The organism is Bradyrhizobium sp. GW821-FHT12B03 (genome assembly GCF_058807535.1).
This window is the reverse complement of record NZ_JBXAQU010000012.1, coordinates 154,642-167,155: the sequence shown is the minus strand read 5'-3', so window position 1 is coordinate 167,155 and position 12,514 is coordinate 154,642. Positions and strand designations below refer to the sequence as shown.

Below are 12,514 nucleotides of genomic sequence, written 5' to 3'. Positions count from 1 at the left end.
ATGATAGGATCTGAGTTCAGGCAGTCGGCGGGCGCTTGGACTTCAGCCGCGAAAGCACATCGTCCGCGGTCGTCTTGAGCCGGGGGCCAAAGCCCTGCTCGGCGAGTCGTTCGGCAGTGGCGAGCGGACCGGTCGCCGCATCGAGCTCGACCAGCGCGTCATCGGCGGCCTGCGCTTCCATCTGCCGTTCGCGCAGGCGCCGCAATGTGCTCTCCGCCTCCGGCAGCGTGGATTCGTAGGGACGTGCCGCCTCGATGCCGCTGCGCCGGAGCGAGCGCACCGCTTCCGAGGCGCGGGCGACACGGCGGCCACGATCGAGCTCGGTGATGCGGGCCTGCGCGCTTGCGACGTGGCGCTTCAGCTTGATGATCTCGGTCGCGAACAGCGCGCGGGCCGTCATCGCCGCATCGCGGTCGGCCTCTAAGCCTGCGATGGCTTCGGCTGCCTCCCTGGCGAGATCCTCGCGGCCGCCATCGAGCGCCGCAACTGCGCGGGTCTCGAGATCGGCGATACGGGCGACGGTCGCTTCGAGCTTGCGGCCTTCCTGCTGGTCCTGCGCGATCGCCAGCGCCAGCGTCCGCTTGCTGCGCTCGACGGCCGCAGCCGCATCGCGCATCTGCTGGTCGAGGATGAGAAGGGCCGTGCGGTCCTCCAGTTCCTCGCCTGCGGCGGCCACACTGCCGCGGAAAAGTGTCACGACGGTCTTGAACATCTGCATCTCCCTGTTATGAGCGTTGCTCACAGATGCTTTGTAGCAGAGAACTTGAACATCGTTCAATAAATATTTGAGCGACGCTCACGAATTTGGTTAACAAATGACTAAAGCCTTGGAGCGTCGAGAGAAATTGCGGGCCGACCTGATCCTGGCGGCGGAACGCATGATCGCGACCCGGGGGTTGGCGGGCCTGAAAACCCGCGATCTGGCCCGCGAGATCGGCTGCGCCAATGGCGCGGTCTATAATCTCGTGGCCGACGTGGATGAGCTGGTCCTGCGCGTCGGCTCGCACACGCTGCTCCGGCTCGACGAGGCGCTCAGCGCAGCGGTACGCGCGGGCAATCCATCGCCGCAGGAGACGCTGGTCCGCATCGCGATCGCCTATTGCGATTTCGCCGCGGAGAATCTCGAACTCTGGCGCGCAATGTTCGAGCACCGCATGGAGCCCGACAAGGATGTCCCCGACTGGTCCGTCGACGACCAGATGCAGCTGTTCCGTCACATCTACGCGCCGCTGGCGGCGTTGTTTCCAAAGCGGGGGACGGAGGAACTCGGCATCACCGCACGCAGCCTGTTCTCGGCCGTGCACGGCATGGTGGCGCTGGGGCTCGAGCAGAGGCTGGTCGCCGTTCCCCTGCCGGCGCTGCGCAAGGAGATCGCCATCCTCGTGCGCGCGATGATCGACGGATTGATCGCACGCGCGGCGTAGAGGCAGAGAGAAGCCGCTGGCGACGTGTGACTAAAATTTCGCCTGTCGCATTGCGCCCGGCACGCTTAGCCTTCGCGAGGTCCCCCTCTTCCGGAGTCTCCCATGCCCCTCCTCATCCGCGGCGGCACCGTCGTCAATCACGATCATTCGCGCCGTGCGGACGTGCTGATCGACGGCGAGACCATCGCCGCGATCGGGACATCGCTCGATACGCCCAAGGGCACGGAGATCCTCGATGCCGGCGGCGCCTACATCATCCCGGGCGGGATCGATCCGCACACCCATCTCGAAATGCCGTTCATGGGCACCGTCACCGCCGACGATTTCGAATCCGGAACGAAGGCGGCGCTGACCGGCGGCACCACCATGGTGGTGGATTTCTGCCTGCCGGACCCCGGCCAGTCGATGCTCGCGGCCTATCAGGAGTGGCGGCACAAATCCGAGAAGGCGGCATCCGACTACGGCTTCCACATGGCGGTGACGTCGTGGTCGAAGCAGATCTATGACGAGATGGAGACCGTGGTCAAAACCTACGGCATCAACACCTTCAAACACTTCATGGCCTACAAGGGCGCGCTGATGGTGAACGATGACGAGCTCTACAACTCGTTCGCGCGCTGCGCCCATCTCGGGGCCATGCCGGTGGTACACGCCGAGAATGGCGACATCGTCGCGCTCATGCAGGAGGCGCTGATCACGCGCGGCGTCACCGGCCCCGAGGGCCACGCCTATTCACGGCCGCCGGAGGTCGAGGGCGAAGCCACCAACCGCGCCATCATGATCGCGGATATGACCGGCACGCCGGTCTATATCGTGCACACCAGCTGCCGCGAAGCGCATGAGGCGATCGCGCGTGCGCGGGCTGCGGGCAAGCGCGTCTATGGCGAGCCGCTGATCCAACATCTGCTACTCGATGAGACCGAATATCAGAACAAGGACTGGAATCATTCCGCGCAGCGGGTGATGTCGCCACCGTTCCGCGACAGATCGCATCAGGATAGCCTGTGGGCGGGCCTGCAATCCGGCTCGCTCCAGGTGGTCGCGACCGACCACTGCGCCTTCACCACCGAGCAGAAGCGGTTCGGGCTCGGCGACTTCAGGAAAATTCCGAACGGCACCGGCGGACTCGAAGATCGGCTCGCACTGTTGTGGACCGCAGGCGTCGCAACGGGACGGCTGACCAAGGAAGAATTCGTCGCGGTAACCTCGGCGAACATCGCCCGCATCCTCAACATCTATCCGCGCAAGGGCGCGGTCGCCGTCGGCTCCGATGCCGATATCGTGGTATGGGACCCCAGGGCGAGCAAGACCATCAGCGCCAAGCGGCAGATGAGCCGGATCGATTACAACGTGTTCGAAGGCTTTGCCTGCACTGGCGGGCCGGCGGCGACACTCTCGCGCGGCCGCGTCGTCTGGAAGGATGGCGATCTGCGCGCCGAAGCCGGCGATGGACACTATGTCGAGCGTCCCGCGTTCTCGCCGGTGCACGTCGCCAACTCGACCTGGAAAGAGCTGACCGCCCCGCGCGCGGTGAGCCGTGGTGCGGTCACGCCCTAGGAACGCGATCGGTGTGGGATGCGACGCCGTGAAGCGCGGCCGATGGCATGCACCTTGCCTCTTTACACTGCAAATTTCTCGCAAAAGAGGCACCGATGAGCGCATCACCTTTCGACATCAACCGCCGTAACGTGGTGCTCGGCGGCCTCGGCGTGGCCGGATTGACGACCCTCGGACCGCGCTTCGCTTCTGCGCAGGGGCGCGCCGAAACACTTCTGGTGGTGCAGGAGCTCGGGCCGAACTCACTCGACATGCAGGGCGTCGGCTCCAACCAGACCGTGAACGGCCTGTCCTGGAATTGTTACGATCGCCTACTGACCTACGCGTCCAGGACACTGCCCGATGGGACAGTGTCCTATGACCGCGAGAAGCTCGCGCCTGAACTAGCCGAAAGCTGGGAAGTCGCGGCCGACGGCATGTCCTGCACCTTCAAGCTGCGGAAGGACGCAAAATTCCACGACGGCACGCCGGTCACGGCCAGGGACGTCAAATGGTCGTTCGACCGCGCGGTGAAGGTTGGCGGCTTTCCGACCTTCCAGATGTCGGCGGGATCGCTGGAAAAGCCCGAGCAGTTCGTGGTGGTCGACGACCACACCTTCCGCATCGACTATGTCCGCAAGGACAAGATGCTGCTGTTCAACGTCGCAGTGGTCGTGCCCTTCATCATCAATTCCGAGCTCGCGAAGAAGAACGCAACGCCTGAGGACCCCTGGGCGCTCGCCTGGCTGAAGACCAACGAGGCGGGCGGCGGCGCCTACAGGATCGAAAGCTGGAAGCCCGGCAGTGAGACCGTGCTGGCGCGCTTCGACGAGTGGAAGAGCGGCCCGCTGCCAAAGGTGAAGCGCGTGATCGCGCGCGACGTTCCCTCCGCAGGCACCCGACGCGCCATGCTGGAGAGGGGCGATGCGGATATCTCGAGCGGCTTTGCGCCACGAGACTTCGAGCAGATCATTAGGGAGGGCAAGGTCAAGGTCTCGGGCGTGCCGATCCCGAACGCGCTTTGGTACGTCGCACTCAACACTGCGAAACCGCCGTTCGACAATGTAAAGCTGCGACAGGCCGTCGCCTGGGCGATGCCCTACGAGCAGATCCAGAGCAGCGCTTTCTTCGGACGCGCCGTTCCCATGTATGGCGGCGCGGCCGACGTCTCAAAGCCGGTCTGGCCGCAGCCCTCTCCTTACGTCACCGATCTCGACAAGGCCAAGGCCTTGATGAAAGAGGCAGGCTTCGAGTCCGGACTGGAAACGACGCTGTCGCTCGACACCGGTACGGCGACCGTCGGCGAGCCGACCGCGATCTTGATTCAGGAGAGCCTCGCCAAGATCGGGATCAAGACGTCGATCGAGAAAATCCCCGGCGCGAACTGGCGCACGACGCTGAACAAGAAGGAGCTGCCGCTCGCGCTCAACCGCTTCAGCGGCTGGCTCGACTATCCCGAATATTACTTCTACTGGAATTTCCACGGCAACAACTCGATCTTCAACATCTCCTCCTACCAGAACAAGGCGATGGACGCGTTGATCGACAAGGCGCGCTTCACCACCGATGCGGTGGAATACGACAGGTGCGTGAAGGATTTCATCGCGCTCTGCATGAGCGATGTTCCCGTCATTCCGCTCAACCAGCCGATCCACGACGTCGCCATGCAGAAGGCCATCACCGGCTACGAATTCTGGTTTCACCGCGAGCCGGACTATCGCCAGTTCGCCAAGGGCTAGTTCTTCTCGACGACGCGAACGCCTGAAACCGTCTGCGCCTGTTCGATCGAGAAGCCCCTTTCCAGCCGCACCTCGCTCGCGCGCAACATCGTTGCGTCGAGCTTGCCTTGCCGTGATCCGTCCAGCGCGCATTGAAAAACCCGGTAGAACTGTGTGCCGTCATAGGCGACCAGCAACCGGTCGACGCCGGCATTGATCGCCTCGACCACGGCCTTGCAGACGTCGTTCTGGTAGATCGCGCCCATCACGAGGTCGTCGGTCATCACCACGCCCTGGTAATTCCATGTATCCCGGATGATACCCTGGACGACGCGCTTCGAATGCGACGCAGCCCGGTCAGGATCGATGGCAGTGAGCGTGATATGGCCGACCATGAGCGCACTGCGCGACTGCGCCAGCACCTCGCGGAACGGGAGCCAGTCAGTCGCCTCCAATTCCTTCACCGGCGTGTCGAGACTGGCGCTGAAATGATGCGTGTCGGTGCGCACGCGGCCAATGCCGGGAAAATGCTTGAGCGTGGCGCCGACGCCGGACTCTTCCAGCCCGCGCACATAGGCGTTTGCGATCGTGCTGACCACGACGGGATCGGTTGCAATCGCGCGCTGGCCGATCAGCGTATGGAAATCGAGGCGATTGCGCAGCTGCGGCGGCTTGAGGTCGAGCACCGGTGCAAGATTGAGGTTGACGCCGAGGCCGGCGAGCTCGTGGCCGTGGATGCGGCCGAACTCTTCCGCTTTGGTCTGCTGTTCGTCAGGAGCAAGCCCGGTCAGCGTTGCCAGCGCCGGCACCTTGGTCAGCGGCGGCGCGAGATGCCCGACGATACCGCCCTCCTGGTCCGCGGCGACGACCAGCGGTCGCAGGCCGGCGGCGCGGCGCTTGTCCTGGAGCGCAGCGATCTCCGCGCGAAGCGCCTCGATTGTTCGGCCGCGGATGTTGTGCCGGGTGACGTAGACGCCGCCGATCAATCCCTGCTCGGCAAGCCGCGCGACCTCGGGAAAGGAGGAATAGCCGACCATGAAGTGAGCCCCGAGCTGACGCGCCTCGGCCGGGCTGGCGGCAAGGACATCGTGCTTGCGCAGCTCGAACTTGAGATGCGCCGCCGACATCAGGACCGGCGGCAGGCACCAGAGCACGACGAGCATCTTGCCGGCCATGGTACGCCACCGCCCTCTGCGCAGAAGGACGATGACGATCGCGATGCTTGCAACGACAAGCACGATGTTTCCGGCGCCGCGCAACGGGACGAGATAGGGATCGTTCTTGTTCGCGGCCGCGAAAGCGACAAGAGGCGCGGTGAGCCAGAGCAGGATGAGACCGATACGGCGGAGGAATTGCATGATGCGTCACGCGCTGGGAGTGGGGAATGCTTCGCACCTATCAAGGCGAAGCATGCTGCGCGAGAGGCAAAAGCGCGCCTGCACGAAAACTGCAAAAGACTCCTGAAACCGTGCAGACGATGATCCCGCCTTCTGCACAAGCGCCGTTCAGACTTCGTGATGCCACCCATCACGAAAGGTCTTCTGCACATGACGAGCCTGGCTTCGACGATCGTCGCGGAAATCAAGCCGATCAGTCATTCCTCGATCCCCGCCAAGGTCGGATTTGCGCTGGTGCTGGCGGCGCTCGCCGACTGGCTGTTCTACGGCCCGAAGATCGGGTTGTCGCTGACGCTGTTTGCGATCGCGATGGCTTGCGTCTCGGTGCTGTTCAATCATGCGGCCATGGATCTGCGGCGCGGCGCGATCAGCGCAGCCATTTTCGTCGCCAGCCTCGTTCCGGCCGTCGAGGAGCTCGACATTCTGTCGTTCCTGATCCTCACAATGGCGCTGGCCATTGCGCTTCTGGTTGCGACCAATCCGGAAACGACCGGGCTCACCGAGCGCGCTCGCGCGCTGCGCAATTTTGTCCTGTTCGGTCCCTTCAGGTTCTTCCTCGACGCGCTCCAGATCTTCAACATGTCGGAATTCACCCGCGGCATCGCACTCTGGCTGCTCCCGGCCGCGCTCAGCACCGTCTTCCTCGCGCTGTTCGCGGCGGCCAATCCGGTGATCGAGCAGTGGGTGTCCCTGCTCAATCCAAAGCTCATCTTTGAGTATGTCAGCGTCCCGCGCGTGCTGTTCTGGACCATGATGCTGGCGCTGGTCTGGCCGTTCATCGACGTTCGGTGGCGGCGCAAAACGATAGTCACTGCGACCGTCGCCGATGGCCCCGTGCCGCCGCCGCCACCCATGGTCCCCGCGGAGTTCCTGGGACCGTCGACGATCCTGCGCTCGCTGATCCTGTTCAATCTGCTGTTCGCGGCGCAGTCCATTCTCGACGGCATCTACCTCTGGGGCCACGTGGCACTGCCGGCCAACATGACCTATGCGGCCTACGCCCATCGCGGCGCCTATCCGCTGATCGCGACCGCCCTGCTCGCCGCGGCCTTCGTGCTGGTGGCAATGCGTCCGGGTGGGCCTGCGGAAAAGTCAAATGTGATCCGTCTGCTGGTCTATCTCTGGGTCGGGCAGAACGTCCTTCTGGTCGCTTCCTCCATCCTCCGCCTCGACCTCTATGTCGACATCTACATGCTGACCTATTGGAGGATCGCGGCCTTCATCTGGATGGGGCTGGTGGCGCTAGGGCTGATCCTGATCGTCGCCCGTATCGCGCTCGACCGCTCCAACCGCTGGCTCGTCGGCGCCAACCTGATCGCGTTAACGATCGTGCTCTATATCGCCTCGCTGGTGAACTTCGATGCGTTCATCGCCGACTACAATGTTGCCCACAGCCGGGAAGCATCGGGCAAAGGCGTGCAGATCGACATCAACTATCTCCTGACGCTTGGGCCGCAGGCGCTCCCCGCCATCGACAAGGCGATTCTGCTCAGGCCCGGTAACCCCGAGAGCTGCCTTGTGTCGCGCCGCGACCGCCTTGTAGAACAGCAACGTCAGGATCTGGCCTGGCGGAGCTGGGGCTTTCGGAGCTGGCGGCTCCAGCGCAGACTGGACGCGCAGGCGAAGAATCAGCCGGCAGGCTGACGAGGAAGCGGAGAATTTCTTGGCGCATCGCATTCTCATCGTCGACGACGAGGGCCACATCCGCGAGGTCATCCGCGTCGCCCTGAAGAAGGCCGGCATGGACGTGATCGAGGCGCGCGACGGCAAGGAGGCGCTCACCCGGTTTGCCGCCGACAGGCCCGACCTGATCGTGCTCGACATCGGCATGCCCGAATTCGACGGCCTCGATGTCTGCCGCGAGATCCGCAAAGTCTCCGACGTGCCGATCCTGTTCCTGTCCGCGCGCGACGAGGAGATCGACCGCATCCTCGGCCTGGAAATCGGCGGCGACGACTACGTGACGAAGCCATTCAGCCCGCGCGAGCTGGTGGCGCGGGTCAACGTCATCCTGCGCCGACTCAGCCCGCGCAATGGCGAAGCCAAGGCCGGGCCGGCCGCCCTGTCGCAAGGCGGCCTGCTGATCGATCCCGAGCAGCATGTCGCAACCTTTGCCGGCACTCAGCTGAAGCTGACCGCGATCGAGTTCGGCATCCTGCGCGCGTTCCTGACCCGGCCGACGTCCGTATTCAACCGCGAGCAGCTGATGCGCGCAGCCTATCAGCTCAACATCCAGGTCTCCGATCGCACCATCGACAGCCACATCCGCAACATCCGCGCCAAGCTTGCGGCGCACAATTGCGAGAACGTGATCGAGACCATCCACGGCGTCGGCTTCAAGCTCGGCCGCTGCGAGAAAGAGGCATGACCGCGGCGCCCGACAAATGGCGACCATCGCTCACCCTCGTGATTTTCACGGTGCTGGCCACCGTCGGCGTGCTTCCGCTGGTCGGCCTGTTCTTCTTTCGCCTCTACGACAACCAGTTGATCCGCCAGACCCAGGCCGAGCTGATCGCGCAGAGCCGCGTGCTGGCGACGATCTATGCGCAGGAGGTCACGGCAAGGCTCGACAATGGCCTGACGCTCGGCGCCGAGGTGCCGCCCGGCGTGCTGCCCGATCCCGGCGACCAGGTCACGCCGATCCGCCCCGCGCTCGACCTCACCGCCAACGACCTGTTGCGGCGGCGGCCTGATGCGCAGGCCGCGCCGCAGCCGGCACAGCCTGCCTATGTCGAGATCGGCGCAAGAATGACGCCGATCATCCGCGAGACCCAGAAGGTGACGCTGGCGGGCTTTCGCATCCTCGATCCGCAGGGCGTGGTGATCGCCGGGCGCTACGAGGTCGGGCAGTCGCTCGCCCATATCGAGGAGGTCGCGGACGCCCTGCACGGGCAATACCGCGCGACCTTGCGCAATCGCGTCCCGGATCGGCCGCCGCCACCGATCTATTCCTTCAGCCGCGGCCTCGGCGTGCACGTGTTCTCGGCCATGCCGGTCATCGTCAACAACCGCGTCGCCGGCGTGGTCTACACCACGCGGACGCCGAGCAACATCTTCGATCATCTCTACCAGGAGCGTGGCAAGTTCGTGCTGGCCGGCCTTGCCGTGATCCTCGGCACGATCGCGATCGGGCTGGTGTTCTCGCGCACCATCACGCTGCCGATGCGCGAATTGATCGACCGCGCCGCCCGGATCGGCCGCGGCGACCGCGAGGCGTTCCGGCCGCTCCGACACTACGGCACGCGCGAATTCGCCCAGCTCTCGCACAGCTTCCTCGGCATGGCCGAGCAGCTGGCGCGCCGCTCGGACTACATCGCGACCTTCTCGGCCCACCTCACCCATGAGCTGAAATCGCCGCTGACCTCGATCAAGGGCGCGGCGGAGCTGTTGCAGGATTCGGTTCAAGGCAAGGCCGGCAGCCTGACGCCGGCCGAGCAGACGACGTTCATCGCCAACATCCTGTCGGACACACAACGGCTGGAGGCGATGGCGCAGCGGCTGCGCGAGCTCGCCCGCGCCGAAAGCCTGCCGCAGAACGAGCGCACCGAGCTGGCGCCCGTCATCGCCGACCTCAGGAGCCGGTTTCCGGGAGGCTCCATCGAGGCCAGCGGCAGCCTCGACCGGGCGATCGGCATGTCCTCAGAGAAGGCGCTGATCGTGCTGTCGCATCTGGCCGACAACGCGATGCGGCATAAGGCCCGGACCATCAGGCTGGAGGCGGTCGACGAGCGCACGACGCTGCTGCTGACCGTGAGCAATGACGGCGAGCCGATCTCGGCGCCGAACCGCGACAGGATCTTTGATGCGTTCTTCACCACCCGCCGCGACCAGGGCGGCACCGGGATGGGGCTGGCGATCGCGCGTGCGGTGATGGCGAGCCATGGCGGCTCGATCAGGCTGAAGCCGACCGACGAGGGCGCGACCTTCGAGCTGCAGTTTCCGGCCGCCTAGATCGCAAACACCCAGGCCGCAACGATGGTACCGATGGTGACCAGACCGGCGATGGTCCAGCCGGCGGCATATTCCAGCTCAGGATGACCGGTCGCCCGCATGATCTCTGCCGGATCGGCGGTATGCTTGTGTGCCATGACAGCCTCGCGCGTTTCTCTCCGCGTCATGGATAAGTCGCACCAGCCGCCATAAGGTTCCATCACGGACATGCGAGGAATGAAAAACGCGAAAACAACCCCATGCACAGTAGACGGCCCGCTCCGGGGCGAGGCGGGGTCGCGCCGCCCAACCTTCTGACACGCCGGTGCAAAACGGCCCCGCCGCGCGATACCCGCCCGCCCCGCGCCTTGCCTTCCGAATCCGGTTGCATGCTAGAGTGGACGCCGTCCAAGGCAGGAGGAATGCATGGCCGACAACAAGGCAAAGCGGGGCGGAGCCGATCGCGCCCTGATTGCACTGACCGAAAAATACGAAGTCGCCTACTGGTCCAAGAAGTTCAAGGTGACGCCGGCCAAGCTGAAATACGCCGTCAAGAAGGTCGGCCGCTCCGCGAAGAAGGTCGAGGCCTACATCAAGCTCCAGAAGCACCGCGCCTCCGACAAGAGCCGGATCGCGCTGAGCGAGGCCTATGAGGTCCGCTACTGGTCGAAGAAATTCAAGATCACCCCGGCCAGGCTGAAGGCCGCCGTGGCCGCAGCCGGCCATTCCGCCAAGAAGGTGGAAGCGTATCTTGCGGCGCAGAAGGCGACGAAAAAGGCCAAGAAAGCGAACAAGAAGACGAAGAAAACGGTCAAACGGAAGAGGGCCGCCTGAGATTTCGAGCCCATGGAGGCAGGGATGAAATCCGGCCGATCGATCCTAGCCTGCGCCCTGGTTCTTGCCGGCGCGTCCCACGTCGCCGGCGCCTCCGCGGCCACGCCCGCAAAGGTCTCGGGCGCGACGGCGCTGGCGCTCGCGGGCGTGATCGCGCCGCTGTCACCCAACCTCACCGGCGCCGAGAAGAAGGCGATGGCGATGCTGTTCGCCGCCAATGCCGACATTCCCTACAAGAAGGCCATCGTCGTGACGGCCGACCGGATCGTCTGCCGCACCGGCAATGTCGACATCACCGTTCGCAATTGCGAAGTGACCTTCGGCAAGAAGGTGAAGACCGTGAACGGCTCCACCGCCAACGAGATCTTCGCGACCGAAGCGCTGGCCGGCGTTCCGCCCGACGGCGCGGCGGGATCGAACTTCGAGAGCCTCGCCAGGCTGAGCTGCACGATCGACCCCAATGCGATCAGGCGCAAGGACGGCAGCGGGGCGGATTGCACGTTCGAGCCGGGGAATTGAGGCCCAAGGTGCCGTCAAATCGCCTCAAGACCAGCCAACAAATGAGGCGAATTGAAAAGACAGGCCCCGAGAGCGAGCCAATATGAGCGCGCAGGGCCCGGCACCATCATGAAGAATTGTCTCGCATTTTTGCTTGTTCTGACCGTCTCGACGGCCTCCGCGCATGGACCGGTTCCGGCGCGGCTGGTGGCGCCGTCCGATCTCGTCCGCGTCGGGCTCACCGACAACGACACCACTGCCGGCGGCACCGCGCGGCTCTGCGAGCAGGTCACCTTCGCGCGCGGCCTGCGCTACGGCGAGAGCGAGGCTAATGTGCTCGATGTCGCCACCAGCGGCGAGACCAGGGCGGACACGCCGCGGCCGGTGCTGCTGTTCGTGGCGGGCGACACCTTCACCGGGGATCATGCGGCGCCGGAGCTGTCGCGCCAGGTCCAGGACCAGGCCATGTGCTTTGCCGCGCGCAACGGCATGATCGGGGTGCGCATCAGCTATCGCCTCGCGCCGTCGGCGACCTGGCCCGCCGGGGCAACCGACGTCGCGGCGGCGCTGTCCTGGATCCACGGCAATATCGACCTGTTCAATGGCGACGCCCGCGAGATCGTCGCGGTCGGCTATGGCGCCGGCGCCTTTCACGTCGCCACCCTGCTGGCGCATCCCGAGCTCCAGACCGAGCGCGCCGACGTCGCCGGCGTCGTGCTGGTGTCCGGGATCTACCGCGCCGGCAAGGACGCCAGCGACAGCGTGAAGGCCTATCTCGGCGGCGACGCCAGCCAGTACGACAAGCGCTCGGTCTTTCCCGGCATCCTCAATGTCGACGTGCCGATCGTGCTGGCCTGGGCCGCGGACGATTCCGCCAGTGTCGCGGCACAGGGCGAGACCCTGAAGAAGACGCTCTGCGGCGCCGGCCATTGCCCGCGCGGCACCATCCTGCGCAGCCGCGACGGCATCGCCGCGGCGTTCGGCCTCGATGGTTCGGGCGACAGCCTTGCCGAACCGACGCTGCTGCTGGTGCATCAGTTGGAGGCACGGGGGTTGCCGTAGCGGCGTTGCGGGGCACCGCGAAAGTCAATCTATCACCGTCCCCCTGGGTGGCCGCTTCTTCAGCGGTCCTCGAAGGGCGACGGCCCGGCTCTCTCCTGCGCGGTAGCAGCCGTGG

General features: G+C 65.0%; 12 protein-coding genes. 9 read left to right on the top strand and 3 right to left on the bottom strand.

Annotated features, from left to right (window positions below; translation table 11 throughout):
* Positions 1–16: 16 nt before the first annotated feature.
* The gene (locus tag AC1RUR_RS23115) at positions 17–712 is read right to left on the bottom strand and encodes a PspA/IM30 family protein (protein WP_492848179.1); all 696 of its coding nucleotides are present in this window, start codon (positions 710–712) and stop codon (positions 17–19) included.
* A gap of 103 nt (positions 713–815) precedes the next feature.
* On the opposite strand from AC1RUR_RS23115, the gene AC1RUR_RS23110 reads away from it, so the two are divergent.
* The 3 genes from AC1RUR_RS23110 to AC1RUR_RS23100 all read left to right on the top strand — a co-directional run bounded on the left by AC1RUR_RS23110 (position 816) and on the right by AC1RUR_RS23100 (position 4,699).
* The gene (locus AC1RUR_RS23110; protein WP_492848177.1) at positions 816–1,424 is read left to right on the top strand and encodes a TetR/AcrR family transcriptional regulator; all 609 of its coding nucleotides are present in this window, start codon (positions 816–818) and stop codon (positions 1,422–1,424) included.
* Positions 1,425–1,526: 102 nt separating this feature from the next.
* Positions 1,527–2,981: a dihydropyrimidinase gene (gene hydA, locus AC1RUR_RS23105; RefSeq protein WP_492848175.1), complete on the top strand. Its 1,455-nt coding sequence runs from the start codon at positions 1,527–1,529 to the stop codon at positions 2,979–2,981.
* 95 nt (positions 2,982–3,076) lie between these two features.
* Positions 3,077–4,699, top strand: coding sequence for an ABC transporter substrate-binding protein (locus AC1RUR_RS23100; RefSeq protein ID WP_492848173.1), 1,623 nt, complete (start codon positions 3,077–3,079; stop codon positions 4,697–4,699).
* Here AC1RUR_RS23100 and AC1RUR_RS23095 read toward each other — a convergent pair.
* Positions 4,696–6,036, bottom strand: a complete 1,341-nt coding sequence (locus AC1RUR_RS23095; RefSeq protein ID WP_492848171.1) for a glycoside hydrolase family 3 N-terminal domain-containing protein — start codon at positions 6,034–6,036, stop codon at positions 4,696–4,698. The genes AC1RUR_RS23100 and AC1RUR_RS23095 overlap by 4 nt on opposite strands.
* A 189-nt stretch (positions 6,037–6,225) precedes the next feature.
* Here AC1RUR_RS23095 and AC1RUR_RS23090 point away from each other — a divergent pair, with 189 nt between their 5' ends.
* From AC1RUR_RS23090 to AC1RUR_RS23080, 3 genes are read left to right on the top strand one after another with little or no spacing between them, the layout of a single operon-like run.
* Complete coding sequence (locus AC1RUR_RS23090; protein ID WP_492848170.1) at positions 6,226–7,719, top strand: DUF4153 domain-containing protein; 1,494 nt, start codon at positions 6,226–6,228, stop codon at positions 7,717–7,719.
* Between the two features lie 19 nt (positions 7,720–7,738).
* Positions 7,739–8,443: a response regulator gene (locus AC1RUR_RS23085; RefSeq protein ID WP_492848168.1), complete on the top strand. Its 705-nt coding sequence runs from the start codon at positions 7,739–7,741 to the stop codon at positions 8,441–8,443.
* On the top strand, positions 8,440–10,026 hold the full coding sequence (locus tag AC1RUR_RS23080; RefSeq protein WP_492848166.1) for an ATP-binding protein: 1,587 nt from the start codon (positions 8,440–8,442) through the stop codon (positions 10,024–10,026). Before AC1RUR_RS23085 ends, AC1RUR_RS23080 begins: the two co-directional genes overlap by 4 nt.
* Here AC1RUR_RS23080 and AC1RUR_RS23075 read toward each other — a convergent pair.
* Entirely contained in the window at positions 10,023–10,163 is a 141-nt protein-coding gene (locus AC1RUR_RS23075; RefSeq protein WP_018321489.1) for a hypothetical protein, read from the bottom strand. The two genes, AC1RUR_RS23080 and AC1RUR_RS23075, sit on opposite strands and share 4 nt — an antisense overlap.
* 268 nt (positions 10,164–10,431) lie before the next feature.
* On the opposite strand from AC1RUR_RS23075, the gene AC1RUR_RS23070 reads away from it, so the two are divergent.
* The 3 genes from AC1RUR_RS23070 (at position 10,432) to AC1RUR_RS23060 (ending at position 12,399) form a co-directional block, all read left to right on the top strand.
* Entirely contained in the window at positions 10,432–10,839 is a 408-nt protein-coding gene (locus AC1RUR_RS23070) for a DUF3606 domain-containing protein (RefSeq protein WP_492848164.1), read from the top strand.
* Between the two features lie 24 nt (positions 10,840–10,863).
* Positions 10,864–11,358 (top strand): hypothetical protein, encoded by a 495-nt coding sequence (locus AC1RUR_RS23065; protein WP_492848162.1) that lies wholly within the window; start codon positions 10,864–10,866, stop codon positions 11,356–11,358.
* 108 nt (positions 11,359–11,466) lie between these two features.
* Positions 11,467–12,399 carry an alpha/beta hydrolase gene (locus tag AC1RUR_RS23060; RefSeq protein ID WP_492848160.1) on the top strand — a complete coding sequence of 311 codons (933 nt, stop codon included), beginning with the start codon at positions 11,467–11,469 and terminating at the stop codon, positions 12,397–12,399.
* Positions 12,400–12,514: the final 115 nt, after the last annotated feature.

Coding starts and splice junctions, on each gene's coding strand:
- AC1RUR_RS23095 (WP_492848171.1), bottom strand. CDS start 6,036: ATGCAATTCCTCCGCCGTATCGGTCTCATCCTGCTCTGGCTCACCGCG.
- AC1RUR_RS23110 (WP_492848177.1), top strand. CDS start 816: ATGACTAAAGCCTTGGAGCGTCGAGAGAAATTGCGGGCCGACCTGATC.
- AC1RUR_RS23075 (WP_018321489.1), bottom strand. CDS start 10,163: ATGGCACACAAGCATACCGCCGATCCGGCAGAGATCATGCGGGCGACC.
- hydA (WP_492848175.1), top strand. CDS start 1,527: ATGCCCCTCCTCATCCGCGGCGGCACCGTCGTCAATCACGATCATTCG.
- AC1RUR_RS23065 (WP_492848162.1), top strand. CDS start 10,864: ATGAAATCCGGCCGATCGATCCTAGCCTGCGCCCTGGTTCTTGCCGGC.
- AC1RUR_RS23090 (WP_492848170.1), top strand. CDS start 6,226: ATGACGAGCCTGGCTTCGACGATCGTCGCGGAAATCAAGCCGATCAGT.
- AC1RUR_RS23115 (WP_492848179.1), bottom strand. CDS start 712: ATGTTCAAGACCGTCGTGACACTTTTCCGCGGCAGTGTGGCCGCCGCA.
- AC1RUR_RS23080 (WP_492848166.1), top strand. CDS start 8,440: ATGACCGCGGCGCCCGACAAATGGCGACCATCGCTCACCCTCGTGATT.
- AC1RUR_RS23070 (WP_492848164.1), top strand. CDS start 10,432: ATGGCCGACAACAAGGCAAAGCGGGGCGGAGCCGATCGCGCCCTGATT.
- AC1RUR_RS23060 (WP_492848160.1), top strand. CDS start 11,467: ATGAAGAATTGTCTCGCATTTTTGCTTGTTCTGACCGTCTCGACGGCC.
- AC1RUR_RS23100 (WP_492848173.1), top strand. CDS start 3,077: ATGAGCGCATCACCTTTCGACATCAACCGCCGTAACGTGGTGCTCGGC.